The 25,989-nt window shown below is 65.7% G+C and carries 22 protein-coding genes; 9 read left to right on the plus strand and 13 right to left on the minus strand.

Translation table 11 applies throughout. The features are described from left to right. Window positions 1–51 precede the first annotated feature (51 nt). Window positions 52–858 carry a hypothetical protein gene (locus GON09_RS28105; protein ID WP_213935188.1) on the plus strand — a complete coding sequence of 269 codons (807 nt, stop codon included), beginning with the start codon at window positions 52–54 and terminating at the stop codon, window positions 856–858. A gap of 436 nt (window positions 859–1,294) precedes the next feature. Further along, a complete protein-coding gene (locus GON09_RS28110) occupies window positions 1,295–1,771 on the plus strand; it encodes a hypothetical protein (protein ID WP_213935189.1) in 477 nt (158 codons plus the stop codon). 436 nt (window positions 1,772–2,207) lie between these two features. Here the strand turns inward: GON09_RS28110 and GON09_RS28115 are convergent, their stop codons facing one another. From GON09_RS28115 to GON09_RS28155, 9 genes are all read right to left on the minus strand, one after another. After that, window positions 2,208–5,534, minus strand: a complete 3,327-nt coding sequence (locus GON09_RS28115) for a DUF4132 domain-containing protein (protein ID WP_213935190.1) — start codon at window positions 5,532–5,534, stop codon at window positions 2,208–2,210. A 72-nt stretch (window positions 5,535–5,606) separates the two neighbouring features. After that, window positions 5,607–6,566, minus strand: coding sequence for an Abi family protein (locus GON09_RS28120; protein ID WP_244867071.1), 960 nt, complete (start codon window positions 6,564–6,566; stop codon window positions 5,607–5,609). A gap of 412 nt (window positions 6,567–6,978) precedes the next feature. Beyond that, a complete protein-coding gene (locus GON09_RS28125; RefSeq protein WP_307854595.1) occupies window positions 6,979–7,389 on the minus strand; it encodes an NUDIX domain-containing protein in 411 nt (136 codons plus the stop codon). Between the two features lie 43 nt (window positions 7,390–7,432). Beyond that, window positions 7,433–8,652, minus strand: a protein-coding gene (locus tag GON09_RS28130; protein ID WP_213935265.1) for an IS3 family transposase whose coding sequence is annotated in 2 segments (ribosomal slippage) — window positions 7,433–8,343 and window positions 8,343–8,652 — 1,221 coding nt in all. Because the reading frame shifts where the segments join, the coding sequence is not laid out codon by codon here. 243 nt (window positions 8,653–8,895) lie between these two features. Next, window positions 8,896–10,179, minus strand: coding sequence for an IS256 family transposase (locus tag GON09_RS28135; RefSeq protein WP_213934750.1), 1,284 nt, complete (start codon window positions 10,177–10,179; stop codon window positions 8,896–8,898). A 36-nt stretch (window positions 10,180–10,215) separates the two neighbouring features. Next, window positions 10,216–10,611, minus strand: a complete 396-nt coding sequence (locus GON09_RS28140; RefSeq protein WP_213935192.1) for a hypothetical protein — start codon at window positions 10,609–10,611, stop codon at window positions 10,216–10,218. A 213-nt stretch (window positions 10,612–10,824) separates the two neighbouring features. Continuing rightward, the gene (locus GON09_RS28145; protein WP_213935193.1) at window positions 10,825–11,298 is read right to left on the minus strand and encodes a DUF5994 family protein; all 474 of its coding nucleotides are present in this window, start codon (window positions 11,296–11,298) and stop codon (window positions 10,825–10,827) included. Between the two features lie 398 nt (window positions 11,299–11,696). Next, window positions 11,697–12,038, minus strand: a complete 342-nt coding sequence (locus tag GON09_RS28150) for a hypothetical protein (RefSeq protein WP_213935194.1) — start codon at window positions 12,036–12,038, stop codon at window positions 11,697–11,699. Window positions 12,039–13,530: 1,492 nt separating this feature from the next. Beyond that, a protein-coding gene (locus GON09_RS28155) for an IS3 family transposase (protein WP_374195413.1) occupies window positions 13,531–14,789 on the minus strand; the annotation gives its coding sequence in 2 pieces (ribosomal slippage) (window positions 13,531–14,438 and window positions 14,438–14,789; 1,260 coding nt in all). A 422-nt stretch (window positions 14,790–15,211) separates the two neighbouring features. On the opposite strand from GON09_RS28155, the gene GON09_RS28160 reads away from it, so the two are divergent. The 7 genes from GON09_RS28160 (at window position 15,212) to GON09_RS28190 (ending at window position 21,004) form a co-directional block, all read left to right on the plus strand. Next, the gene (locus tag GON09_RS28160) at window positions 15,212–16,489 is read left to right on the plus strand and encodes a PP2C family protein-serine/threonine phosphatase (protein WP_213935195.1); all 1,278 of its coding nucleotides are present in this window, start codon (window positions 15,212–15,214) and stop codon (window positions 16,487–16,489) included. A gap of 131 nt (window positions 16,490–16,620) precedes the next feature. Further along, a complete protein-coding gene (locus GON09_RS28165; RefSeq protein WP_307854596.1) occupies window positions 16,621–17,343 on the plus strand; it encodes a GAF and ANTAR domain-containing protein in 723 nt (240 codons plus the stop codon). A gap of 274 nt (window positions 17,344–17,617) precedes the next feature. Next, window positions 17,618–18,070: a hypothetical protein gene (locus tag GON09_RS28170; RefSeq protein ID WP_213935196.1), complete on the plus strand. Its 453-nt coding sequence runs from the start codon at window positions 17,618–17,620 to the stop codon at window positions 18,068–18,070. Then, window positions 18,070–18,447 carry a hypothetical protein gene (locus GON09_RS28175; RefSeq protein WP_213935197.1) on the plus strand — a complete coding sequence of 126 codons (378 nt, stop codon included), beginning with the start codon at window positions 18,070–18,072 and terminating at the stop codon, window positions 18,445–18,447. The genes GON09_RS28170 and GON09_RS28175 overlap by 1 nt, the downstream gene beginning before the upstream one ends. A 188-nt stretch (window positions 18,448–18,635) precedes the next feature. Next, window positions 18,636–18,956, plus strand: a complete 321-nt coding sequence (locus tag GON09_RS28180) for a hypothetical protein (RefSeq protein ID WP_213935198.1) — start codon at window positions 18,636–18,638, stop codon at window positions 18,954–18,956. After that, a complete protein-coding gene (locus GON09_RS28185) occupies window positions 18,946–19,695 on the plus strand; it encodes a hypothetical protein (protein ID WP_213935199.1) in 750 nt (249 codons plus the stop codon). The genes GON09_RS28180 and GON09_RS28185 overlap by 11 nt, the downstream gene beginning before the upstream one ends. 595 nt (window positions 19,696–20,290) lie before the next feature. Further along, window positions 20,291–21,004 carry a hypothetical protein gene (locus GON09_RS28190; protein ID WP_307854597.1) on the plus strand — a complete coding sequence of 238 codons (714 nt, stop codon included), beginning with the start codon at window positions 20,291–20,293 and terminating at the stop codon, window positions 21,002–21,004. Between the two features lie 205 nt (window positions 21,005–21,209). Here the strand turns inward: GON09_RS28190 and GON09_RS28195 are convergent, their stop codons facing one another. The 4 genes from GON09_RS28195 to GON09_RS28210 all read right to left on the minus strand — a co-directional run bounded on the left by GON09_RS28195 (window position 21,210) and on the right by GON09_RS28210 (window position 24,331). Continuing rightward, the gene (locus GON09_RS28195) at window positions 21,210–21,530 is read right to left on the minus strand and encodes a hypothetical protein (protein ID WP_213935201.1); all 321 of its coding nucleotides are present in this window, start codon (window positions 21,528–21,530) and stop codon (window positions 21,210–21,212) included. After that, a protein-coding gene (locus tag GON09_RS28200; RefSeq protein ID WP_374195413.1) for an IS3 family transposase occupies window positions 21,464–22,722 on the minus strand; the annotation gives its coding sequence in 2 pieces (ribosomal slippage) (window positions 21,464–22,371 and window positions 22,371–22,722; 1,260 coding nt in all). The genes GON09_RS28195 and GON09_RS28200 overlap by 67 nt, the downstream gene beginning before the upstream one ends. 60 nt (window positions 22,723–22,782) lie before the next feature. After that, complete coding sequence (locus GON09_RS28205; protein ID WP_244867072.1) at window positions 22,783–23,328, minus strand: nucleotidyl transferase AbiEii/AbiGii toxin family protein; 546 nt, start codon at window positions 23,326–23,328, stop codon at window positions 22,783–22,785. Further along, entirely contained in the window at window positions 23,318–24,331 is a 1,014-nt protein-coding gene (locus GON09_RS28210; RefSeq protein WP_244867073.1) for a winged helix-turn-helix domain-containing protein, read from the minus strand. The genes GON09_RS28205 and GON09_RS28210 overlap by 11 nt, the downstream gene beginning before the upstream one ends. Window positions 24,332–25,989: the final 1,658 nt, after the last annotated feature.

The following is a 25,989-nucleotide window of genomic DNA, read 5'->3' on the forward strand; positions in this document are numbered from 1 at the left end:
CTGACCGTAGACGAGCACCCGGCACGACCGCGGTGTGGCAGGGTCGGATACGTGAGTGAGCACAGCGGCTCTGGTCCCGGCGACCGGCAGCAGATGAATCGCCATGTCGACCCGAACTCGCAGTCGCTGGTGTGGCGGGTCGACGACGTACTCGACGACACCACCCCCGGCGACTGGATCACCGAGGCCCTGCCGCGCTTCGAGTACACCGTCGGATCGCTGGTGCCCTCGATCTACACGCTGTATTCCCGGGTGCTGCACCCTGCTGCCCGGATCGATCCCGACACCGGGCAGCAGGTTCGGGTGCGCTGGGCCGAGGTCGCCGCCCGCACCGGCGGTGTGATCCACCAGAGCGTCGAGTGGGGCTCACTGCTGCAGGCCGGTATCCATCGCGGGGTCGGGGAGGGCCGCGACCTCGTCTGGCACCAGGAACCCGACGAAGGTGATATGCCGGAAGAGCAGTTCGCGGCCCTGGCCGAGGTTCTCGTCGAGCACACCAGCACCCTGGACGATTGCTGGTTCGGGTTCTGGGAAGGCCGCGCGGGTCAAGCCCTGCACCTTCCCGGACCGCGGGTCCGCATCCCGCACCGGGACAACTTTCTGGTGCACGGCACGGTGCGCGATGCGGTGCGCACCCTGGGCTCGTGCGGGCCGAACCTGTGGTGGCCGCAGGACCGGGCCTGGTTCGTCGCCACCGACATCGACCTGATGTCCACCTATATCGGCTCGTCCACCGACTGCGCCCTGGCATTGGCGGCGCACCCGGAGCTGGAAGTCATCGACACCAGCAGCCGTCGGAAGGTCACCTGGGACAGCGACGAGATCAACCCGCTCCCACCGCGCCCGTACGGGCAGTAACCCGCGATGGTGACCTACACTTCGGCGCACCCGGTTCCACCTGTGAGACGACAATCGTCCCTCGTCCGAGACCGGTTGCACACGCTGGCCGACATGATGATCATCGGTCGTGAGGGGCCGGCCGGGCACGGGAAAATCCTCGTCTGGATTGTCGCAACCGATCTGGACGGCGGCCAGTGGAATGTGCGCAGGTGCGCTCGGCGCCCCGTTCGGAACCTCTGCTCCGCAGGCCGCACATCGGTTACATCACCGGATTTCACACGCGTGGTTCTTCTACGCTGTAGGGGGCACGGTCGGAGGGTCTATGAGCATTCGAATAACGTCGAAGACACCGGACGACGAACCGGGGACCACGTTGTTGCCGGTTCGCGATCGAATCGACGAAGACCTACGCGACCACCCAGCGGTCAGGCTTGCGCGCGAAGCAGTCCCAGCGATGTACCGCACCGCGAGCGGAACGCGATTCGGTCCAGTCCGGCTCATCGAGCGCAACTGCGATGTCGCCGTCGTATTCGCCGCGGATACGACTCGTTGCGTGGTTCTTGTGCAGCCAGGCGACGATTCGCCGGAGGCATCTCTCATCCTCGAGGTGCCCAATCCCGGCGTTGGATTCGATCGCTCGTTTCGGACGTCGTACTTGCAGCGGTTGAAAGCCCACCAGTCCGGTGATCCATCCGGAGCGGAGAAACCACCGGAGTTCGGCTGGATGGCATTGGCCGGAATCGCTGCCGACGGCGTGTCTCGGTTCGAAGTGAGGTCTTCGCTCGATGCGGACACCGGAGGTGTCGGCGCCGATGGTGTCGTCCTGTCGGTGCTCCGGGCGCGGTGGCGGGAGAAACTGCACGTCGCCGTAACCCTGGCCAGTGGCGAGACCGTCCCCATCCATCATCCAAGCCTGCGATCACCACGTTGAGCCGCATCAGGACAGCAGCCGGTGCTCTCGCGCTACGACCTGCGCACCGGCACCCCGGTCGGGATCGTCTCGAGTTGCCGTGGCTTGATCCGATCATCGGTGCATCGGCCGGTGACACGGTCTATACGCTGGGGAGCGTCGCCTGGAAACCCCGAAGAATCAGCTACGACGCAGTAGAACGTGAGAAGGGTGCGGTTGTTCTTCAAGTACATCCGGACGAGCGAAGCATCGGGTCGTAAGGTCGAGGCATTGGATTGAAGTGTGCTCGTCCGGTGGCGCCTCGGCCGAGGTCGGCGCTGGCGATGGACACTGCGACAGCAGCCCGACGGGCCCCGATGTCCCAGAGTTGTTCCGTTGAACACGAGGTCCTCGGAGGGGTCGACCTTCGGAGATGTCTGCCTCGGTGTGGTTGCCGCTGAACGTGATCCGATCGGTGCTACTGCCCGGGTCGTTCTGATGTTGTTGCGGGTGTGTGGGTGGAGGCGAGGTCGGTGAGGTCCCGCAGGCTTTCGGAGGTGTCGACGGGATGCCACTGGCCGAGGGGTCGGGGGGTGACGGAGATGTCGATGAGGTGCTGGTCGGGGAACATGGTGGGTGCGCCGACGGAGATGCCGGGGGTGAACGAGATGGTGATGGTGCCGGAGGACAGGGTTCTGCTCGTGCTGATCTGTATGCCGGCGTCGGCGGGTTCTTCGCGAACCCATCCATTGCGTTCCAATCCGATCAGTGCGGCGGCGGGTACGTGCAGGCGTTCGAAGCGGGTCAGGCGCAGGTCGGTGCGGTCCGGCCCGATGGCCTGGTGCACGGTGCGGTGGAGTTGTTCGAACGGCTGCGCCACCTCGAATCGGGTGCGCCACGCGGGGAGGGTGTCACCGAGTTCGCAGGGGTGCACGAGTCCGATGACCTCCTCGTCGCTGGCGGAGACCACGGTGTCGTCGAGGTCGTGGAAAGTGTGGTCGTCGGCGATGTAGAAGGCTGCGCGTAGATGCTCGCCGGTGGGCTCGTAGACGCCCCACACCAGTCGCCGCACGAGGTGGACCAGCAGCGGGTGGTCGACGAAGAAGTCGGTGAATTCGATTGCGGTCCAGCGTCGGCGAATGACCATCGCCTGCTCGAGGCGGGCGATCTGATCGCCGGCGACGGCCTTGAGACTCTTGCGCAGCGCGGTGAACCGGGCGTATGCGGTCGGGGCGAGGTCGGGGTCGTCGCCGGCGGCGGGTTTGGGCAGTGTCTTGCGTATGCGGCCGGTGGTGTCGTGGAGGATCGGGCGGAGGTGTTCGTCGAAGTCGAGGATGAACGAGCGCGGCCCGTAGTCCAGGTGCAGCGCGTCGGGGGTGTCGAGGTCGAAGGTCGGGACGAGACGGTCGCCGAGTTGGTCGGCGCTCAGGCCGAGGTCGACGGCGATCTGCTCGATCTTGTCCTGCGCGGCGGTTTTCAGGGCGGGGAATGTCAGTTTCTCGGAGATGGCGTGCAGGTGCAGCAGGGCGGTGTCGGTGCCGATCTGGGCGAGGGCGTCGAGGCCGGCGACGGCGCGTTTATGGGCGGATTGGCCCGGCCAGCTGCGGATCAGGGGGCTGAGCATGGTCACGGTGTCGTCGTCGCCGACGAGTGCTTGCAGGGTGAGGATCCATCCCTGCGCCGCCGGATATCCGGCGTGGCGCCACTGCTCGAACAGCGCCCGCGCCCACTGCGCCAGCGTGGGGGCGTCGAGTTCGCCGATCACCTGCTCGATACCGGCGTACATCACATCGGGCTGGCACAGTGCCGCCATCAGGCACAGATTCGTGGTGGCGTCGAGCGGCAACGCGTTATCGCCGCCGCGTGCGTGGAGGGGCGGGAGCAGTTCCGGGCGCAGCCACGACGGTAGGGCCGGCATGCGGGCGGGCAGCCGCAAGACCGGGTCGGTGGTGAGTAGGGTGTCGATCACCTCGGCTGCCTCGCGTCCGTATCCGGCCGCGGCTGATCGGATCGTGTCGCCCCAGCCGATGCTGTGCAGATACAGCAGGGCGGTCTCCGTAGCCGCGCGCGGCGGTCCGGGGGTACCGACCGCGGCGGGAATCAGATCGTGCGCTGTGGTGGGGGCGTGCCGCTCCAGCCACTGCTGCGCCGCAGCACGGGTGGGGCGGCGGGTGCACCAGGTGGCCATGAGCGCGGCGATCTCGCCGCCTTCGACCGGCAGCAACGCCTCGAGGTGGCCGACCGGTGTGGAGCGCACCGCCGCGAGCACGTAGCCGATCGCTTCGGTGTCGAACCGGCCGAGGATTCGTTGCAGGTCGGGTAGAGCGCGCCACACGAAGCCGGGTTGTGCGCCGTCGAGATAGGGCCGGATCATCTCGACCGGGGCCTGCGAAAAGGTCTCGACCCTCAGACCTCGAGGATGCCGCAGATAGGCCTCGATATGTGCCCGCCAACCCGATCCGGGCCCGATGGGATAGCGGGGCGCAGTCTGCGTCCACCGCTGTCGTTCCCCGGCGCGCCAGCGCGTGCGCACCGGGGTGGGGGAGGACTCGACCGAGACGGTGACCGGTTTCGGTCGGCGATAGCCCACCCACGGGGGCGAGGCCAGCAGCGCCGGCACCCGGCCGGCCGGGACGTCCGCAGGCACTGCGGTGTCAGGGGTATCGGGGGACAGTTCGGGGTGGGTGCGCAGATGGTCGTCGCGCAGGCGCTGGAGTCCGCGTTCGGTGAACAGGCGCAGTGCCCGGCGGGGGAAGCGGTCTGCGGCGGCGAGCACCGAGCGTTCGACGTTCTTGCGGCCGAGGCGGTCGAGCAGCAGAGCGAACGCCTCGTCGGTGGGCATGTGCGACAGATAGTCGTAGATCTTGTAGCGGTTGGCGGCCGAGACGTTGCCGTCGGCGATTTCGGCGAGCAGCGGCGCGCACGCCGGCCCCAGATGACAGACCAGACTGGGCAGGACCGCTTTGCCGGTGCCGAGCATCCAGATCAGATGCCCGCGGTCGTGGCCGGCGTCGATCGATGCGTCGATGAGCGCGTCGAGCTGGTCCATCGTGGTGATCGATCCGAACAGTGCCTGCCGGTAGCCGTCGAGATCGCTCCAATGATTACGCGGGGGGATCGCCGCGATGGCCGCGTCGACCCACTCCTGCCGGGATGGGAGCAGGTAGACGATCATGGCGTCGACCGCCCGGGAGCGACCCCGCAGCTGCGCGAATGTCTCCACCAGGGAGGTGTAGTCGTCGTCCGGCAGGGCGGCGACCAGACGCCGCAAGCCGATATGCGGCTCCCACGGCCGGAAACCCACCATGTGCCCGCCGCGACAGCGGGTCGTCACGACGGGGCCTTGGATCATGTCGGGGGCGACCGCGCCGATGGCCGGGGATCCCTCGTAGGCCGGCCGGCCATCGGAGGGGCTCGACCGTGCCACCCCGAGCTGCGTCATCGATGCCACCAGTTGCGCTGCCCCGGCGACCTCGAATCGGGTGACCCACAGATCCAGCAGGTCACCGGTGGCCGGGAAGTCGCTGGTGGCACACACCAATGTCGCGATCACCGCGTGCCCGAGCACATCCGGTGCTCCGGCGAGAGCGGCGCGCCCGTGGGCGACGAGGGCCGGATCGGAATCGGGATTGTCCAGCGCCGAGGCAATGAACTCTGTTGCGTCGTCGTAGGTCCTCACGGCCCGGGCGGCGGCGTCGGCGGACACCCGCTCGCGTGGAGCCGGGCCGAGTCCTCGGATCGGCAGGGCTGTGCCCCACCAGCGAGTCGGTACAACCCAGCGGTCCTCGTCGGTAGCGGTGTCCATGCCGGCGATTGTTACCGACGGTCCCGACACCACGTCCGACGGCGTGCCACTGAGACAAATACAGGCCTGACATCAGGTGAGGTGTCGGCTCCAGAAAGTGTCGTCTGCCCAGCTGTCCGGGATGCCCATGCCGGCCAGGTTCATCCGGGGACGGGTGTGGAGCAGCTCATGGAGCCGCCGCGCCCAACTGCTGCGCGGAGATACGGAGTCGAGCGCGGATTGCAGCGATACCAGCACGGGGTAGAGACGCTTTCTCGACCGTGCAGGAAGGGCGTGAGGTCCCTCCAACCACGAGATGGTCCGGGAGCTCGGGATGGCGGGGTAGACACCGAGACCGACATTCCACAGTCGCCCGTGGTGAGCGCAGATGTTGCGCACCCGCACGTAGGTCTGCAGCCAGGACTCCAGCACTGGCGCGGTCAAACCGAGACTTGCCGCGACTGCGGTCCGGTCGGCGCGCCGACTCAAGTTGCGGTAGGTAGTGGCCAGCTGTCCGATCGTCAGTGTCTCGACCATGAGCCAGGACGGCGGAAGCTCCGGTGTGCGATAGGTGGTCAGGTAGTGCTCGAGCGCCGAGCGATGGACCAACGAGTCTTCCCCCGCGTCGGGTGTGCCACGCAATCGATCGTCGCAGGTGTCCTGGACGATGTTCAACAGCTTGGCGTGCTTGCCTCGGTGATGGAAGTGGTCGGAGTCGGTGTACCAGTGCGGGTCGTCGTAGGTGGTCGACATATGGTCGGTCAATGCCGCGCGGACAGCGACTTCCACGCGCTCGAGCGCATCCATCACCAGCAGCCGCAGAGCCCTGTCGAAGACATAGAGATCAAGCACATCATCGAACGCCGTGCCCTCACGGAATAAATGATCGGCTCCCCCGTCCTGGAACGGGATCGTGTAGGGCGAGAGCCGGTAGTAGCCGATATGACGCAAATAGCGGCGGGCCCGATCGGGGTCGGGGATCTGCAAGCCGCGCTCGGCGAGGCGATCGACAAGCTCGTCGAGGCTCAGCGGTGGCTTGTCATAGTCCAACAACCCCCGAGGTCGCAGAGGGCGCGGGGCACGTGGCGGCCGGACCATGTACGCGTTCCCTCCCTGTGCCCGGACAAAGAAAATCCCCCAAGTGCGCATCGTGGAGAGGCGTGGGGGATGTGGTGCCATCAAGGCTAGCATGGGTATGGAGCGACGTGCATGTCGAGGACAGTGGCAACTTCGACAATCCCGGTTCCCCCGAAAAATGGCAGACCGTGCGCGTCCGGCCCGATCCCGTCGATGTGGCAGTAGCCCTGCGGACAGGGTAACCCCGCGCCCGGTGGTGTCGTGGTCTTGGTGCGTCCCTCGGTCTTTGCGGCCGGTCGTGATGAGGTGCTGTTCCTGCGCACCGTCAGCGGTGTCCTGGTCCTCGCGTGTTGTCGGTGGGGGGACGGCGAATGCCGATCCCGGGGCTTCACGTCGAGATCGGTGAGTGTTTATCGAATGAGGCTTGATCGAGCATCGCGCCTATCATAGCCCCGAATCCCGCTACCAGTACGTGGGCCTGTGTTACTGGGAGCCACCAGCAGTCCCACTTCACGGTCGGTCCTCCGGCGGCAGGATCGGATTCTTCTGCCGGCCAGCGTTCGGTGACATCGGCACCGGGAGTGTTCATCCGGTAGTAGTGCCGCACGGCGATTTCGTCTCTCATGGGCCGCAGGTCGTATCTCTGTACCCCTACGTGCCGCACCACGTGCCCGTGTCTGCCGGTTTCCTCGAACAGTTCGCGAACGGCGGTCTGTTCGGGGGACTCGCCGGGTTTGATGGTTCCGGCGGGCACCTGTACGCCGGTAACCGTCATCGGTAGGTCGCGGTGGGTGAACACCAGAAGGTGATGGGCGTTCCCCCAGTGATATGGACACCAGTTCCTATGCGGCAGCGGCCAGCGTAGCCGATCGCTTCTCGAATTCGATCGGACAGCTCTGACCGAGAGCGGAATGTCTCCTTCTCGTGTTGTAGCGCGTGACCCAGCGGAACACGTCGGCGCGCGCGTCACCTGCACTGTTCCAACGCTTCCGACCCTGTAACGTCTCCCGTTTCAACGTCGCATTGAACGACTCCGCCGCAGCGTTGTCCGCCGATGTTCCGACCGCGCCTCGCGAGCGGGTCACCCCCAATTCACGACACACATCGACGAAGTCGGTCGAGGTGTATTGGGTCCCGTTGTCGCTGTGAAAGATTGCGCCGTCCAACCCACCGGCACCGCGCACCGACGCGGCCGCCCGCAGCGCATCGGTGACCAGTTCGGTGCGCATATGATCGCCGATCGACCACCCCGCCAAACGCTTGGAGTGCAGATCCAATACCGTTGCCAGGTACAGGAATTTGCCGTCACCAACCGGGAGGTAGGTAATGTCCCCGACGTAGCGGGTGTTCGGTGTGCTCGCGGTGAAGTCCCGCTGAATCAAATCCGGGACCGCAGCCGCGTCCGGGTCGGGCACGGTGGTGCGCACCGGTTTGCGCAGATGCACCCCAACAATCCCGTGCTCGCGCATCACCCGCTCGACCCGTTTGTGGTTCACCTCGAGTCCGGCCTCCCGCAGCTCCGCGGTCACCCGTGGGGACCCGTAGGTGCTGTCGGAGTCGGCGTGGATAACGCGGATCTGCTCGGCCAACTCCTGATCGGCGCGGGCGCGTTCGGCCCGGGCCGGCGCCGAGGCCCGCCACCGGTAGAAACCGGAGCGGGACACCTCGAGGATCTGGCACAGCCACTTCACCGGGAAGGTGTCGCGGTGGTCGTCGACGAATTGGAAGCGGCTCACCAGTTCGTCTCGCCCGCGAAATATTTCGCGGCCCTGCGCAGGATCTCCCGTTCGGTTTCGAGCTTCCGGATCTGCGCTCTGAGCTGCTTGTTCTCTTCTTCCAACACGGACTCGGACGATACCTCGCGCCCCGACCTCAGCGTCCGGGGCGGATGTGTGGCCTCGGATGTACCGGTTCGTTTACGTTCGGCGCGTACCCAGTTGCGTAAAGTTTCTCGGCTGATCCCCAGGTCCTTACCGATGCCCTCATAGGTGTGGTTCGGGTCGGACAGGTACAGCGCGACGGCATCGGCCTTGAACTCTGCCGAGTATGCCTTCATCGCCATCAGTGACATCTCTTCCTCTGGATCCTCACGATCCAGTGTTCACGATGTCCTCACTTCAGGGGGAACCCCCGACGTCGTCTTCCGAGCCATGGTCGCGGACCAATCATCACTTATAGACCTCGCTGCTTGACAGAGGAGCTAGGGACAGACCCGACTGGGGTCAAGGCCCGACTACATCTCACCGGCGGTGTCGCGGTTGTCCGTGGGTCTGTCCAGATAACGGTGTAACTGGTTGATTTGTCGTTACTTTCGTCCGGTGGACAGGCGTCCGTCGAAGGTGATTTCGAAGGCGTTCAGTGCTGCCTTCCAGCGGTTGGACCAGCGTTGGCGGGCGGTGCCTTTGGGATCGAGGCTCATGATGGCCAGGTACACGCATTTCAGGGCCGCGGCCTCGGTCGGGAAGTGACCGCGAGCCTTCACGGCTCTCCGGATCCTGGCGTTGACACTCTCGATGGCGTTGGTCGTGTAGATGACCTGCCTGATGGCGTTGTCGAACTGCAGGAACGGCACGAACTCGGCCCAGGCGTTGGTCCAGAGCCGGATGATCGCGGGATAGCGTTTCTCCCATTTGTCGCTGAACTCGACGAACCGGTCCAGCGCGGCCTGCTCCGTCGGCGCGGTGTACACCGGTTTGAGGTCCTTGGCGATCTCGGCCCAGTCCTTACGAGAGGCGTAGGCGTAGGTATTGCGAAGGAGGTGCACCACGCAGGTTTGCACAATGGTCTGCGGCCACACCTGCCCGATCGAGTCGGGCAGATACTTCAGACCGTCGCACACGGCGATCAGAACGTCTTGCACACCACGATTTTTCAGCTCGGACAACACCCGAAGCCAGTACTTCGCTCCTTCCCCGTCGCCGTGCTCGCCGGCCCATAACCCCAGAATGTCGCGGGTGCCGTCGGCAGTGACCCCCAGCACGACGTAGATCGGCCGGTTGGCCACATTACCGTCGCGGATCTTGACGTGAATGCAGTCGATGAACAACACCGGGTACACAGGATCCAACGGCCGATTCTGCCACTCGGCCATGCCGTCCATCACCCGCTCGGTGATCGTCGAGATCGTCTGCTTGGACACCTCGGCGCCGTACACCTCGGCCATGTGCGCAGAGATTTCACCGGTGGTCAACCCCTTGGCCGACAGCGAGATCACCATGTCCTCCACCCCGGTCAGCCGCCGCTGCCGCTTCGCCACGATCTTCGGCTCGAAGGAGGAATCCCGGTCCCGAGGCACGTCGAGCTCGACCGGACCGGCCTCGGTCAACACGGTCTTGGCTCGCCTGCCGTTGCGGGAGTTGCCGCTGCCCCTGCCGGCCGGGTCGCTCTTGCCGTAGCCGAGGTGGTCATCCATCTCGCCCTCGAGCGCGGACTCCACCACCAGCTTGGTCAGCTTCGCCAACAACCCACCGTCGCCGGTCAACTGCAACCCTTCGGCCCGCGCTTGCTCGACCAGCTCCTTCAGTCGCGCATCGCTGACACTCGGCTGAACTGAGTTCGTCTCTGCCTCACGATCAATCACATCAGTCATGGTGGCGTATCTCCTTTCAGAGTTACACCGTTGTTCTTACAGTCCCTTGTCCGTGGCTGTGGGTGATCCGGTCGGTGTTGGTCTTGGTGGTGAGGTGTGCCCGGACCGGTAGTGCCGGTTGACGAACCGGCGGCGGTGCCGGTCGAGTACGGCCGCATTCTGCCGGTCCCGGTCGCTTTGTTGCCGGGTGTGGGCGTGACGCTCGGCGGTGTGGTGGTGTTCGAGGCGGTCGGCTGCACGGGTCGCCGACTCGTCGTGCAGGACGCGTGCGGCGGTGCGGTCACAGGTGATCAATATTTGCCGGCAGGCCGAATGAATCGGAGAGCCCTGCTCGAGATCACGCGGCAGGTGCTGTTCGAGCAGCCCCAGCGGGACACGTAGGAGACGGTAGTGGGCCCGCAGCATTGTTTCGATGATGGGGGGTACGGGCATGATTCAGTGCCTTTCGTTCGACGGTCAGGTCCTCGGTTCGGAGATGTCGGGTTCCGTTGCAGGGATGCGAACCTGGGGCGCCTTCGATACTCAGGTGCCTGGACACTCAGGTGCCTGGACTCTTGCACCGAGCCGGCGGGACCGGATGAACGCTGCACACATCCGCACTCCTCATGACGGCACAGAACTGCCACGAGGGCCCTTGCGGTTCGACTATCGATGATGCTCGAGACTGTTCGGCTCGGGTGTCACGCTTTCGTGCATGTCCTCGTACGCTCGGTCGGCGGCGAGCGTGGGCTCGATGAGCAACAGACGTAGGCAGGTTCCGTGCCGGCCGAAAACGTGGATCTGGTTGCGTGGTTGATCCGGTGCCGGTCCGACGAGGTCGATGCCGTCGGGGGGATCGATACTTCGTTGCGAGATGCTCAGGGCATTCCAGTCGAAGGCGATCCGTTCGGTTCGTCCCAGGCGGTGGGTCAGTGCGCAGACCAGGTCGTGGAGTTCGACGGTGAGGTTGCCGCCCCGTGGCCACCAGGCGCCGTCAACGCTGGTGGAACGGTCATCAGGGTCGCGCAGAAGCAGCCGCACCGTGCGGGTCGGCACATCGAAGGGCTGTCCACCATCGGCGGTGGCCTGGAAACGCCGCAGGTCACCGTTGGTGAACGGGCGTCGCGCCGGGCTGGTCATGTTCCTTCTCCCGCTTCAGGTTCGGATCGAGGCCGGTATCGGCATCCGACGTCCGGGTCAGCGGCCATCGACCGGAACCGATAGCCCCGGCAGTCGCCGCGGAGTCGCCGAGGCCCGGCGGGATAACGAGAAAAGGATCGATCCAAGCGAATCCGGGCGTGGTGCAGCGTCATCGTGACGCTCCTGACTGGGCCGCGGGGCGGCCTGCTCATATCGACGGCGCCGACGAGACCGGGAATGGTCTCGCACTTCAGGCCCCGGCACCTCGATCCTACGCTCACCGGGGCTGGGCGGCCGGTGACCTGGGCACACCCGAGTAAGTCACGCGCCGGTAACGGCACCGGAGGCACCCTCGGCCGCAGACCGCACCGGCCGCAGCGAGCCGGGGGGCGAGCTGTTCACGGGTGGCTCGGGGGTGTGCGTCGACGTGGACGCCTGCCCGGCCGGGCGGCGGTGTTGCGGTGCGGCCGATGGTGGCCGGCCACCAGTGAGCACGGCAGTTCGTCGTCGCAGCGCACGCCGCATTCCGGCAGCGGGCACCGGTGGTCGGGCAGATGACGGTGACAGAAGTAGTTGCCGCATCCGGCTTCGTCGTCCTTCTTACGCCCGAGGGGGTTGTGCCCGCACAAATACCCGCGTCCCCGGTCGATTCGCTGGTGACATTCGGGATCGTCGCATTCGGCCTCGACTCCGTAGCCGGCTTCGCGGCCGTCGGGAAGGATGTAGTACACGAAACCCATGGTTTCTCCTCGTCGGTGAAACACCGTCGTCTCCATGGGATGTCCGTGGATCGGGTTCCGATTCCGAATTGCATTGGTGCCCAGCGCCGAGGGAAGGTACAACCGGACCATCGATCGTTGAGGCCTCTTCCATCGGCGGAGTCCGTGTGCACCGCTGAGCAAGGAACCCCGGAACTCGTTGACGCCGCGCAGCGTGCTGCTGTCTGTCCTGTCGTCCTGGTCGAGGGGCCGTGGCGGTTCGCGTTCGTCGTCAAAGGGCGAGTGGTCCGATGCGAGGTGTCGGTCGAAGACGGCATCGCCAGCTGCTGGGTTGAACCGGCGATGCCTCCCCGAGCTGAGCTATCCGGATAGACCGGCCTGGGTACGCACGGCGTACCCAGGCCGGCGGATCGTAAACATACGTGTTCGATGGCACGCGTTTCGAGCGACGGTGCACGGAGGCGGCCGGAACGGTTGCGCGGCCCCCTGCAGGGCGCATCCGATCCGGCCTCGTTCAGCGTCCCATCCCTCACGGCACCAGCGATAGGGGTGTGCATCGACGAAAAGACCCCACCGGTCGGACGGAAGCCGTGTCGGCGGGGTCTCGACCACCGCGCAGGGGGTGCCGGTGGTGCCGATTAGCCTACCGAGCTATGCACAGGCGGAAAAGGCACAACGTCGTAATGCAGCGACCGGCGTGATGGATCGCTGTCCGAGCAGATGCACCTCGCCGAGAACACGGCCGCTGCCGACGCGAACGATGGTCGAGGTGGCACTACCGAGCAGGTACATAGGGCAACAGACCTCCGGGACCGTCGGCCTCCCTGCCAGGGGCCGCGCCGATCCGCAGTCCACAGGTGCACCACCGAACCGGATGATCATTCTGGTCATCGGAAAACGCTGTAACACAACCACATCGAACACCTCGACGAGGGGTCAACGACTTGACTCCGCACCGGTAGTGCTCTTGCGTCAACCGTGGCTCTGCCATCGGTGCAGGTCGGGTACACCATGCGTGACCTGCGCCGACGGGTTCGCCACGCTTTGCGGCGGACGAGCATCGGAGATGTCGGGTGCTTCGGGTCGATGAGCGTTCGCCCGATCGTACGCAGACTCGCTGCTCGTCATCTGTGCTTGTGTCGCGGGTCTGGGAGGAGGTGCGGTTCTAGCCTCGGATCGGCGAGCAGTCTCCCGGTAGCTGGTTGATAGGGCCAGCGGTGTCGGTGGAGTAGTGGGCCGAGCTGGGGGATTTGGAGAGCCGGGCGGCTGTGCGTTCCGTCCCTTGCGCGTTGCTCACCCGCCTCGGGCCCTCATCATCGCAGTATCGGCCGGTCTGGACGGAAAGGTTCATCGGACGGTAACCCCCGTCGATAGCTGCTGGGGGATGGTTTCGGTCGACGAGGGGCGAGAGGTTGATGTGGTCCATCCTCGGCGAGGGGGTGGGGATTTCCGGGGGCGCATGATCCGGCCGGAAGGGGGGGCCTTACCCCCGATTCGTGGACACGGTGGTGGATTACGCCGCGGACACCAGCGTAGCGGCGTACCGGGTTTCGTAGGCGTTCGGGGACAGGTACCGGCACCAGGAATGCCGGCGGCGTGTGTTGTATCGGACGAGCCAGGCGAACACCCGACGCCGACAGGTGACCGCGTCGGACCAGGAGCCGGCATCCTGGAGGACCTCCCGCTTGAGGGCGGCATTGAACGACTCGGCGAGACTGTTGTCGGCGCTGGTACCGACCGCACCCATCGACTGGATGACCCCGAGCTCGGCGCACAAGGATGCGAAATCCTTTGCTGTGTATTGCGATCCGTGATCGGAGTGGAAGACGGAACCGGCGAGGCTGCCGCGTGTGAGCTTCGCGTCGGTAAGAGCATCACGGACGAGTTCGGTGCGCATGTGGTCAGCGATCGACCAGCCCACCAGACGCCGCGAATAGCAGTCGATGACCGTGGCCAGATACAGGTTGGTCCCGTCGCCGATGGGCAGATACGTGATGTCGCCGACGTACCTGCGGTTGGGTTCACTCGCACTGAAGTCACGCTTGACCAGGTCGGGGACCTTCTGATCGGCGGGCTCGGGGATCGTGGTGCGCACTGCGCGGCGTCGCCGGTACCCGACGATGCCGTGTTCGCGCATGACGCGGGCAACCCGTTTGTGGTTGACCCGCTCCTCTGCGGGGACGCCGTCGTTGATCTCCGCGGTGATCCTCGGTGCCCCGTAGGTGTTGTCCCCTGTGTGTACGGTTTTGATCCGCTCGGCGAGCCGCGCATCGGCCTCGGCTCGCGCCGCTCTCGACGGCGCAGCCCGCTGCCAGGCGTAATAGGACGATCGCTCGATCTCGACGAGCTCACACAGCCGCTTCACCTCGTAGGTGTCGCAGTGGTCGGCAACGAACTGGAAGCGGCTCACCAGTTCGTCTCCCCTGCGAAATACTTGGCCGCCTGACGCAGGATCTCGCGTTCGGTGGTCAGTTTGGTCGTCTCCGCCCGCAGCGCAGCGTTCTCGGCCTCGAGGCGGGCGATCCGGACGTCCGAGGTCTCCGGCACATCACCGGCATCGCCCGCACGCGGGCGGGTTCGGGGTGCGCCGGTGGTGACGGCCCCGGCAACGGCTCTTTTCCTACCGGTGCCGTACTGGTCGATCCAATGACGCATGGTGCCGCGCTCGACACCCAGATCCGCCGCGACCCCGCGGATCGTCGCTTCAGGAGTCGACTCGTACAGGTCGACCGCCTGCCTCCGAAACTCCTCGGAGTAATTCTTCCGTCCCATGGTTCTCAATCATCTCGCTTTCCCAGCAGATGCTGGAATCAGCGTGTCCAAGAACCGGGGTCAGGTCCCGGGTATGCCCGCGCGGTGACCGGCCGGCACCCTGCTTCGGTCGGTCACGCAGGTCGGGCCCCCGTTACCTGCCGGGCCCCGACCTTCCGCCCGAAGGAGGTCCGGATGCCTCATCGGCGCCCCGGTGCCGATGATCGACGAGATGTCGCCGGGCCCCCGGTCCGCGGGGCGTGCACCGGTTTCACGAGCATCAGCCCGCCGGTGAGATGACCGACCGAACATGACCGTCGCCCTACGCTCTTGCGTCTCCGAGTTGCCGACCCGATGTCGGTGAGAAAGGGGATCGGTGTGGTTTCATCACAGAAAGAAACCGTTCGGTATTGGGAAGTCTTTGTCTGCGTCCAGTGGGCGTCATGGCCGAGACCGACGCAGCAGGAGAAAGAGCATCAGTTGTGACGACGGCCGACTCGTGGAGTGTCCCCGCACCTGGCGAAGACGAACGCATCCGTGACGTGCAGCGACTCGGGTTGCTCGATACCGCCCCGGAGGAACGATTCGAGCAGCCCACCCGCATCGCGCGGCAGGTGTTGGGAGTGCCGATGGCGTCGGTGTCGCTGATGGATCGGGACCGCCAGTGGTTCAAGTCGATTCAGGGACTGGAGCTGGTGCAGGTGCCGCGGGAGAACACGGTGTGCCGCACCACAATCGCCCGGGCCTATCGGCATCGAAACGATCCGGCGCTGATCCTGCCCGACGCGGCTGCCGATCCGGCATTCCGAACCATCCCCGGTATCGGGGGAGAAGGTGGTATCCGGTTCTACGCGGGATATCCGTTGTTCGGTCCGACCGGGCATCCGGTAGGCACCTTCTGCATCTACGACACCGTTGCGCGGCAGCTGGAGCCGGAACAAGTCGAGGCGTTCGCCGAGATCGCCGACTGGGTGCAACGCGAAGTCGAACGCGCCGACGAACTCGAGCGGGCCGCCGCGCTGCAGAACCAGCTTCTCCCATCACCACTGGCAGGGGTAACCGGTGTCGAGATCGCCACGGCGTGCCTGCCGGCGTTCGTCGTCGGCGGTGACTTCTACGACCACTACCGGCTGCGTCAAGGCGTGGTGCTCACCGTCGCCGACGTGATGGGTAAAGGCCTCGGCGCTGCCCTGGTCTCGTCCGCAGTCCGATCCTCGCTGCGCGGGGCGGCGCGGGTGCTCGAGCATTTCGGCGACAGTGCCTGCAGCGTCCTCGATACCGGGTCGGCGCTGACGTTGGCAGCGGAGAATCTCGCCGACGACTGTGACCGCACCGGGGTGTTCGTCACCGCCTTCGTCGCTGCGGTCGATCCGGTGACCGGGGAGGTGGACTTCGTCGATGCCGGACACGGACTGGCCCTGATCCGCCGCGCCGACGGCAGGACCGACTTTCTCGACGGCGGCGATCTGCCGATCGGGGTGCTGCCCGAGACGGTGTGGACCTCGCACTGCACCCAACTGAGGCCGGGGGAGATGCTGGTGATCTGTTCGGACGGGCTGCTCGATCTGCTCGACGAGCACAGCGATCGCGTCGAGCTCGGCCGGTTCGTCGCCGACTATCGATCCCCGGAGGCACTCATCGCTGCGGTGCGGGCCCTGGCGGACGGCCGGCCTCCCCTCGACGATGTGACCGTGCTGGCCGTGTACCGGCAAACTCTGTGACGGTCCGGCTCGGGGTGCGGGCTTCGACGATATCGTGAGCAGCCCCGGGGGTGCCCGCGCTCGGGGCGAGCGGGCAGGGGTGGAATCATCGTAGAAACACGCGCCGGTGGAGACAGGGAAGGGACCCAGTAGTGGACCAGCCTCTCATTCCCGAGCCCACCCGCGCCGACCCGGCGACGGTGTTCTCCGCGCTGGCGGAGATCCTCTACAGCGCCTCGGACCCGAGCGAGGTGTACACGGCGATCTGCGTCGCAGCGACCGTGCTGATCCCCGGCTGCGACCATGCGAGCGTGATGCTGCGGCAGGGGAAGAAGTACATCACCGTCGCGGCCACCAGTGAGGTCGCCGCCCGGATCGATGACCTCGAACGACAGCTCGGGCAAGGCCCGTGCGTCGATGCCATCGACGAGCAGATCCCGCAGATCGAGGCCGACCTGCGGGCCGGATCGGACTGGCCACAGTTGGCCGAGGCGATGCTCGCCGACACCCCGGTGCGCGGGGTGATGGCGTTCCGGTTGCTCATCGACCGCACCAAGGTCGGCGCGCTGAACCTGTTCTCCACCACCGCCGGAGCCTTCACCACCGCGGCGGCCGGGCAGGCCAGTGTGCTCGCGGCGTTCGCCTCGGTCACCGCCACCGCCGTCAGCCGCGAGCAGGACATCGCCTCGCTGCGCACCGGGCTGGCGAACAACCGGGAGATCGGCACCGCGGTGGGGCTGTTGATGGCACTGGAGAATCTGTCCGCCGAGGAGGCCTTCGACGTGCTGCGCCGCACCTCCCAGCAGATGAATCTCAAGGTCGCCGACCTGGCCCGGAGTCTGCTCGACCGCCATCGCTCCACCCCCGGATCCTGACCCTGCGGCCTGACCGCCGCTCTCCCGCTCGATTCTCCCGCAAGACGCGGATCGTTTCACCCGACGACCAAGGATGACCGGATGTCGGGTCGGGGCGGTGTAGGTGCCGGGTAGGGGGCTCTTACGGCTTCGCCCACGGTATCGAGCAGGTGGCGGGGGTTCTCGGATGAAGACCGCTGCGGGTGCTCGGTGTGGACGGGTTCGTCGTGGCCGCGCTGTCCGTCACCTACTAGTGATGCCATTTGGTATATGACCAGTTGAGGTGGTGAATACGATGTCGGTGGCGTTCGAGAACGATATCGAGCGGCAATTGCGTGCGATCTCCCCGCGCGCGGAACTTGCGCAGCTCGAGAAGATCCGCGCCGTCCTCGCCGCGGTCGAGGACGGATGGTCGCAGCGGCAGATCGCACGCCGTGTCGGGGTGGAGCAGCCCGAGATCAGCCGACTACTGAAGAAGGCTCGTCTGCGGCCGGATATCCGCGAGCGCACCCCTCGTGAGGTACTGCTGCGGTATGCGGTCGGTGAGCTCGATCACGAGCAGATGATGGACGAACTCGAGCACTGGGACTACACCTTCAGTGGCCCGCCCGAGGGCGACCCGAATGCCGACGTCTACGTGCGCGGCAGCTGGGATCAGATCGAACGCGCGGGGGATCTGCTCTCCGATACCGACTATCAGCGTCTGTTCGAGGTCACCGCGGCGCGGCGGGCGGCGAGCCGCCGATAGTGGAACAGCTGTGCGTCAAGACCCACACCGTTCTCGACTCGTGGTGCGCCCCGGGCGGGATACTCGACGCTGGTGGTGACCGGGCGTCGTTTCGCCTGTACACCGACGACCCACGCCGTCGCACCAAAGGTGCGATTGTCGAGGCGTATCTCTCTGAGCAGGACGGCGTCGAGCGCGGTGGCCGGTGCGCGATCGTCACCGCGGGCGTTCCCGGCGCCGGTAAGTCCACCGCGATCGAGTCCCGTGGTCTGGCAGGACACGGTTGGTGTGTCCTCGATGCGGATCGGCTCGAGGATCACCTGATCGGTGACGGGCTCGGCCGCGGCGTCGCGACCGGGTGGCCGTCGGCGAGGGCGTGTTCGAGGAGGTCGCCGTAGATCCCGTCGTCGACGGTCTGGTGGATCAGGTGGTCCTTGATGATGTCGGCATCGAGTCCGCCGATGGTCCTGCAGGTGCGCGATCTGCTGGCTGAGCAGGGTGGATTTGCCGGCGCTGGGTGGCCCGCGGTGATCAGTCCGAGCGGCCCTCCATTGCAACACTGCACAGATATGTATAGAGTTGCAGCATGACCTCGACCGTGAACATACCCGTGTCCCTCGCGGCGCGTAGGGGCGTATCAGCCCTCGCCGAGCTGAGCGAGGAGAAGCGTGTGGCTCTGACCAGTCACGGTCGCGTGGTCGCCGTCGTGGATTCTCCTGCACGTGTTGACGCCGAGGTCCGCGAGGTCCGCGACGCCGCCTGGGCCGTGGTGGAAGCCGCGGCTGATCTGGCCTCTCAGCGTTCCCGCCGGTACAGCCTCGACGAGCTGTGCGCGAAGGTCGGCGTCGACGCCGGTCGTGTCCGAGAGCGCGCGGCGCAACTGCGCACGCAGTCGGATGCGCGGTAACGAGCGACTGCCTGATGATCAGGCGGAGATCGTCTTCTCCGAGCCGTTCCTGCTTTACCTCGACGAACTGACGGCCGACGAACGGGAGTCGGTGATCTCCGACGTCGTGGCACTCTGCGGCAATCCGGTCGGTAAGCACCCGTTGAGCAACAAGTCGGCCACCGACCGCCTCGCGGGCCTGAACACCGTAGAGGTGCTGAACAAGAGGCACCGCGTCATCTTTTCCGCGCGCATTGAACAGGGCGTCGGGCTCATCGAGGTGATCTGCGCAGGCCCCCGAACCGGGAACGCGGTGTACGACGTCGCGAACGCCCTCGTGCGGTCGGGGCAGCTCACCGAGGAGGAGGCCACGCAGGTCTGGGACGCCCTCGCGTTGCTGGACATCATTGCCGAGACTGTGGGGCTCGACAGCTGGGACTACACGCCCCAACCTGCCGAGGCGCACCTCGTCCGCGCGCTAGTGCAACTCGGACTTCTCCCCGAGGAACTCGCCGTGGTTGTGTCCCGCCCCGAGGCCGAAGCGGCGATGCGCGACGGATACGACGAGTCGGGCCAGCCCAACCAGTATGCTGCTTTAGCAGCGGTGATGCGCGCGGCCCGCAGTCGATCGGACTACGGCGACGCGACCGATGTCCTCAAGCGTCGGACCGAGGAACGTTGCGGTGCGGATATGCCGCGGGCGCGGGCGACGTGCATCCGCCGTGTCGGACACCCGGGGCCGCACCGCGCTACTGCCTGAACCCGGGACCGGGTCCCGTAGTGGTGGGGATGTCCCGAGCTCCGTGGACCTTCAGTGGCGGCCCGGTGAGAATCAGGCCGCGTTCTCCTGATCGTTGCGCATGAGGGGTGCGACAGTTCCGGTGGACTCGCCCTTGAGCACGGAAGTTGCCAACCTGCCTGAGACAGGCGGATGGTGTTTATTCCGGTCGGTTGAGGTAGCGGGGGCGCCAGCGGCCGGCGGCGGAACCGCTGCGGGTACTGATCGAGAGGACGCGACATGATCCCAGATAAACAGTGCGACAGCAGCTTCGGTGCCACCCAGCTCGAGGAGCTGGGCTGGAGTAAACGCCGCCGTCCCATCTCGCGCCAGTGCAGGAACCGGCGGACGGTCTTGGCGCTACCGATACCGGACGACGAGACGATCATCCGGATGCGCAAGCGCGTGAACAGCTCATCAACGCGAACCTGCGTTTCACCTTCGGGCAGTAGCTTCGCGCTCCCACCTCGAGGTCCCGTGCACGAGGTTGTGATGGCAACACGCGGGGGCCGCGGTTCGCCGTGGTCTCGGCGAGGTCGTGGCAGGCTCTGGGTTCGTGTGGACGGCGGACAGTTTCGTGCAGGATGTTTCGGCCGGCGCGTGGGTGCACGAGGGGCTGTCGCGATTCGCAGATGGTCATCGCGGCATCTTGGTCGGGGATGTGGCGCCGCCGGTGTTCGAGGCCTACGCCCGGGTTCTCCATCCGGCTCATCGGCGGACCGGTCCTGCCGCCGGTGAGGTCGAGCCTGTCACCTGGGGTGAAGTGGCGGAGGCGAACGGACGTATCGCGCATCCGTTGATGGAGTGGGACTTCATCACTGCCGCGTCGCACCGGGGTCGGGGGCAGGCGGGTTTGTGGGACGAAGGGCCGGCGATCGGCGATCTGGACGGTGCGACTGCCCGGGCCTTGATCGCCGTGCTTGCGTCCTTCACGACGACTGCGGGCCGGTGCTGGTTCGCGATCTGGGAGGGAAACAGCATCCTCGATGATGTGCGTGACCGCGCCGGACGTATGCAGGCGGGGTGGATGGGGATGTTCGTGATCGCCGATGTGATCACCTCGGCAGACAGCCGGTTCCGCAGTTTGCTTTCGCCGAATCTGTGGTGGCCGCAGGACCGTGCGTGGTGTGTGGCGACGGATATCGATCTGATGGCCAGTTATGTGGGTGGGTCCAGGCAGTGTGTCGAGGCGATCCTCGCATCGTCCGGGCTGGAAGCGTTCGAGGTGGCGGTGGAGATGAGTGTGCAGTGGGACAGCGACACCATCAACCCGCGACCGGAACGCTTCTGAGCTCGGGCGGGGCACTCGGGTTCGTAGAGCGACGCCATCCAGCCTGCGAGAAAGGGGATTACAGACTGATGGTGGAGCAGCCCAGAGGAGATACGTCTCCAGGCTCGAGAACACGTTTCCGGAGACGTCGCCGCTGATCTCCGACGCAGTCTTGACTCGAGTCCACGCCGAGCTGTGCTCATGCGTGGCCGGGGGTTGCTGTGGTTCAGCGGTGGGTGGCGTCGGTGAGTAGTTCGGTGACGAGGTCGAGGTCGTCGGTGGTGATGTCGTGTCCGCCGGCGGTGTGGATGCGGTGGAGGGAGTGGGTGCGTTTGCGGGTGAACCATAGGTCGATGTGTAGTGCGATGTCGTGGGCGATGGCGGGGTCGACGGTGTGGAGTTGGGTCAGTGCGGTGCGGCGGGTGGCGGGGTCGAGGCTGAGGTGGGGCCTTACCCCCGATTCGTGGACACGGTGGTGGATTACGCCGCGGACACCAGCGTAGCGGCGTACCGGGTTTCGTAGGCGTTCGGGGACAGGTACCGGCACCAGGAATGCCGGCGGCGTGTGTTGTATCGGACGAGCCAGGCGAACACCCGACGCCGACAGGTGACCGCGTCGGACCAGGAGCCGGCATCCTGGAGGACCTCCCGCTTGAGGGCGGCATTGAACGACTCGGCGAGACTGTTGTCGGCGCTGGTACCGACCGCACCCATCGACTGGATGACCCCGAGCTCGGCGCACAAGGATGCGAAATCCTTTGCTGTGTATTGCGATCCGTGATCGGAGTGGAAGACGGAACCGGCGAGGCTGCCGCGTGTGAGCTTCGCGTCGGTAAGAGCATCACGGACGAGTTCGGTGCGCATGTGGTCAGCGATCGACCAGCCCACCAGACGCCGCGAATAGCAGTCGATGACCGTGGCCAGATACAGGTTGGTCCCGTCGCCGATGGGCAGATACGTGATGTCGCCGACGTACCTGCGGTTGGGTTCACTCGCACTGAAGTCACGCTTGACCAGGTCGGGGACCTTCTGATCGGCGGGCTCGGGGATCGTGGTGCGCACTGCGCGGCGTCGCCGGTACCCGACGATGCCGTGTTCGCGCATGACGCGGGCAACCCGTTTGTGGTTGACCCGCTCCTCTGCGGGGACGCCGTCGTTGATCTCCGCGGTGATCCTCGGTGCCCCGTAGGTGTTGTCCCCTGTGTGTACGGTTTTGATCCGCTCGGCGAGCCGCGCATCGGCCTCGGCTCGCGCCGCTCTCGACGGCGCAGCCCGCTGCCAGGCGTAATAGGACGATCGCTCGATCTCGACGAGCTCACACAGCCGCTTCACCTCGTAGGTGTCGCAGTGGTCGGCAACGAACTGGAAGCGGCTCACCAGTTCGTCTCCCCTGCGAAATACTTGGCCGCCTGACGCAGGATCTCGCGTTCGGTGGTCAGTTTGGTCGTCTCCGCCCGCAGCGCAGCGTTCTCGGCCTCGAGGCGGGCGATCCGGACGTCCGAGGTCTCCGGCACATCACCGGCATCGCCCGCACGCGGGCGGGTTCGGGGTGCGCCGGTGGTGACGGCCCCGGCAACGGCTCTTTTCCTACCGGTGCCGTACTGGTCGATCCAATGACGCATGGTGCCGCGCTCGACACCCAGATCCGCCGCGACCCCGCGGATCGTCGCTTCAGGAGTCGACTCGTACAGGTCGACCGCCTGCCTCCGAAACTCCTCGGAGTAATTCTTCCGTCCCATGGTTCTCAATCATCTCGCTTTCCCAGCAGATGCTGGAATCAGCGTGTCCAAGAACCGGGGTCAGGTCCCGTGCACGATGTCGAGGAGGTCGGTGCCTTGTTTGTTGGTGGAGCGGTTCATCACTGCTTGGAGTTTCATGGCGATCAGTGGTCCGGGTTCGGCGACGGGGGTGGTGACGTCGATGTGGTCGCCGTGGTTGCTGATGACTTCGATGTGTATGTCGGTGGCGGTGTCGTTGGCCCAGGCGTGTGCGGCGGCGTGGAGTCGGTCGCCGGGGTCGTCGCTGGGGTGGTCGAGTTCGATCTGGCGTACTTCGAGTACGTCGACTTTGACGGGGCCGTAGGTGGTGGGTAGAAGGACTGCAGCTGGTTCGATCGGTTGTGCACCGGAGGCGGCGCGCAGTATTTCCAGGTGGGGTGTTGCGTCGTGGAGTCGGTCGACGAGGTCGAGGTCGACGGTGGCGCGGTAGGGATTGGACAGTCGTGAGAGCACGGCCAGTCCGCCGACAATGACGGGTGGTCGGTGGAGGAGGGAGCGGATTTCGATGATGCCGTGAGCGACGGCGGACATGGCGTCGCCGAAGAAGGTGACGTGGTTACCAGACACGGGTCCACCGCTCGTCGGGGGTCCATATGTCGAGGATTTCGCGTCCGCGTCCGGTGTCTTGAGCGAGGTCGAGGGCGACGAACAGTGGGTGTGCCAGGGGCCATTCGAATGGGTTGGTGTCCGTGTCGATCCGGTTCTGGACTGCTGCGGGTACGGGCGCGACGCGTACGGTGGCGCGTGCGTGTCTGTTCGAGGGTGCTGCGCCGAGCAGGGTGGTGGCGCGCCGGAGGATCGACTGGTCGGCGACGAAGAAGTCGAGTATCTGGTCGGACCGGAAGGCCACGGGTGCGCCGTATGCGGATGCCGCGGCGGAATCACTGAGCGCCCAACCGGGTTCGACTCCCACCGTATCGAGTCCGAGCCGCAACGGCCGTATGACGCTTGCGTCGCCCGGGGCGGGCAATGATGCCAGGTGAGCCCGCGTGGTCGGCCAGTACTCAGCGACGTTCCAGAACAGTTCGGTTCCTGAGACCGTGTTGTGGGTGTCGATGAGACCGTCGCGTCGCAGCGCGGCAAGAATGTCGGAGACCGTGCTGGGGGAACGACCGATCTCTCGGGCTAGCTCGCGCACGGCCACAGGGTGTTCGGGTCGTAGCAGTAGAGCGGTGGCGACCTCGAGTCCGGCCTTTCCTGCCAGGGCGTTCGAGCGGCCGGCTCGTTCGGTGAGCGGTTCGATCGGGGCGTCGATGAGGACGCGATCGGTGCGGAGTGCCAACCGTCCTCGGAGGTCGAGGTAACCGCTGCGTCGTCGGGTGAGCAGGGTGCGTGCGGTCTCGGTCACCCTGTTCGCGACGACGAGCAGCGGAACATCCGAATAGGGGGCGTCGGCGAGCAGCCGTTCGGCGACGTTATCGGTGACCAGGGAACGCCAGGTCATACGGATCGGCAAGGCCAGGCCTGCGGGGTCCACGACGAGGTTGCTGCCGTGGTCGGCAGCGTCGATACGTTGGGTGTCGATGCCTAGCTGGTTGAAGGCATCGACAGTGAGGGTTTCGAGGTCCACGACTCCAGATTGGCAGGTGTTCGGTGTTCGGTCAATACCGAACACCGAACATACCGGTGGATGGCGGGAGGGATGGTCCGTTGTACAGGCGCGGGATACTCGCAGGAACTGCCTTGGATCGATACATCGCCGAGCTTTCCCGGCCGCGCGCCGGACTCCGTGATGCGTGAGCGCATCTGTAAATCTGGGCTTCAGAACAGCGTCAAGGCGTCGGCGAGCATGCGGTGGCCTTCGTTTTCGAAGGGTTCGTCGCCGACTTGATAGGCCCATACTGCGGTGCCGATTGCTTCTCGGAGGGTGACCATTGCCGACAGTTCCGGATCTCGGGGCTCGTGAGGGGGCAGGCGCGATGGCCCGCCGAGGGACGGTCCGTGGACCCGCGAGTCCGGTGTCCTGGTGGCCCTGGACGTAGGTCTGCCCCTCTGACGAAGCTCTCGGCAGCTAGGTCGCAGGCGATCGCCTCTGGCACCGCGGGTCCAGGCCTCTGGACGCGCGGTGTCTCGGAGCAAGGGCGAGGCGCCTATGCCGGCGCAATCGACCGTTGGGTGACCTGGGGCGCGAACCGGGTCCTCGTTGCCCACGGCCTTGTACTTCATCGCTTTTCGGGCCTCGTCTTGGTGACGGGTGATGCGGTGTGGCAGTCCGACGATCTTTCGGTGGCAATGCCGTCCTGGATTGCCCTGTGACTTGGGGAATATGTAGGCACGAGCCCGGATTGATCTGGCGGAATTATCATTGAATGGAGAATGCGTACCGACGCGGCGCTCTCCCCGGCGCTCCCGCGCTCCGGCCGGGGAAGGGGGTCGCTACGCTCCCCTTCGGGAGCCGCTGCGCGGCTCGGCGGGAGTCCATCACGTTGCCGTCGCCGCGCGTCGCTGCGCTCCGCTCGCGATACATATTTATGTGCACCAACATTTTTCATCGTCCACCTCAATGCCACACCGGAGAGCATCGACAGACCGGGACGCGCTGCGCGCCGCACACACCACCGCCGCGCTGCAATGACTCCGTCCGACATCAGCTCCCATCATACCACATCCGAAGACAACGCCAGACAACGGAACACACCACACTACCAATCCCGTTACACACCAAGCACAGAACTCGATAGCGTACGAACTGTCATGCGCATTACAACCGGTGAAACCATGGACACCAACAGGACTACAAAACCACTGTGCCACAAAAGATTCAAAACACGAAACAGCACCCAACCGCACCCCACCCGGTCGACGGCGCCGCTCGACGACCACCCGCCCCGCCTCCCCCCCACCGGACCGGAAACCGAACCGGATGACCGGTCCAGAGAAGCTGCTATCGGCGAGCACCATCCCACCCCCGCGGCACAGCACACCACCATCAACCACTGTGCCTGACGTGCAGCGAGCTTCCTCCACCTACTCGTCAGCAGCGCGGACTCTCGTCGATGAACAAGCCTCATCACCGCCATCCCTTCGCCGGCATCATCCTCGCCGAAGATGCTCTCAGCGCCGTGATCGGCAACGGCTTCAGATCTCCTCGAACCGACCCTCACCCGACCCACCGAACACGTCACTGGTATCGACACACCGACCACACACCGCACATCGTCCCGCTGCGACAAACGACGATATCCCCATCACTCCCAAGGCTCGTCGGACCGACACCCAGTCATCGAC

Origin of the sequence: Rhodococcus sp. B50, assembly GCF_013602415.1 — a bacterium.
Classification (GTDB): Bacteria; Actinomycetota; Actinomycetes; order Mycobacteriales; family Mycobacteriaceae; genus Rhodococcus.

Bases quoted from the DNA above. Each gene is read 5' to 3' on its own strand.
- GON09_RS28135 (WP_213934750.1), bottom strand. From the start codon at position 10,179: ATGACTGATGTGATTGATCGTGAGGCAGAGACGAACTCAGTTCAGCCG.
- GON09_RS28140 (WP_213935192.1), bottom strand. From the start codon at position 10,611: ATGCCCGTACCCCCCATCATCGAAACAATGCTGCGGGCCCACTACCGT.
- GON09_RS28185 (WP_213935199.1), top strand. From the start codon at position 18,946: ATGCGCGGTAACGAGCGACTGCCTGATGATCAGGCGGAGATCGTCTTC.
- GON09_RS28150 (WP_213935194.1), bottom strand. From the start codon at position 12,038: ATGGGTTTCGTGTACTACATCCTTCCCGACGGCCGCGAAGCCGGCTAC.
- GON09_RS28115 (WP_213935190.1), bottom strand. From the start codon at position 5,534: ATGGACACCGCTACCGACGAGGACCGCTGGGTTGTACCGACTCGCTGG.
- GON09_RS28180 (WP_213935198.1), top strand. From the start codon at position 18,636: ATGACCTCGACCGTGAACATACCCGTGTCCCTCGCGGCGCGTAGGGGC.
- GON09_RS28160 (WP_213935195.1), top strand. From the start codon at position 15,212: ATGGCCGAGACCGACGCAGCAGGAGAAAGAGCATCAGTTGTGACGACG.
- GON09_RS28145 (WP_213935193.1), bottom strand. From the start codon at position 11,298: ATGACCAGCCCGGCGCGACGCCCGTTCACCAACGGTGACCTGCGGCGT.
- GON09_RS28110 (WP_213935189.1), top strand. From the start codon at position 1,295: ATGTACCGCACCGCGAGCGGAACGCGATTCGGTCCAGTCCGGCTCATC.
- GON09_RS28170 (WP_213935196.1), top strand. From the start codon at position 17,618: ATGTCGGTGGCGTTCGAGAACGATATCGAGCGGCAATTGCGTGCGATC.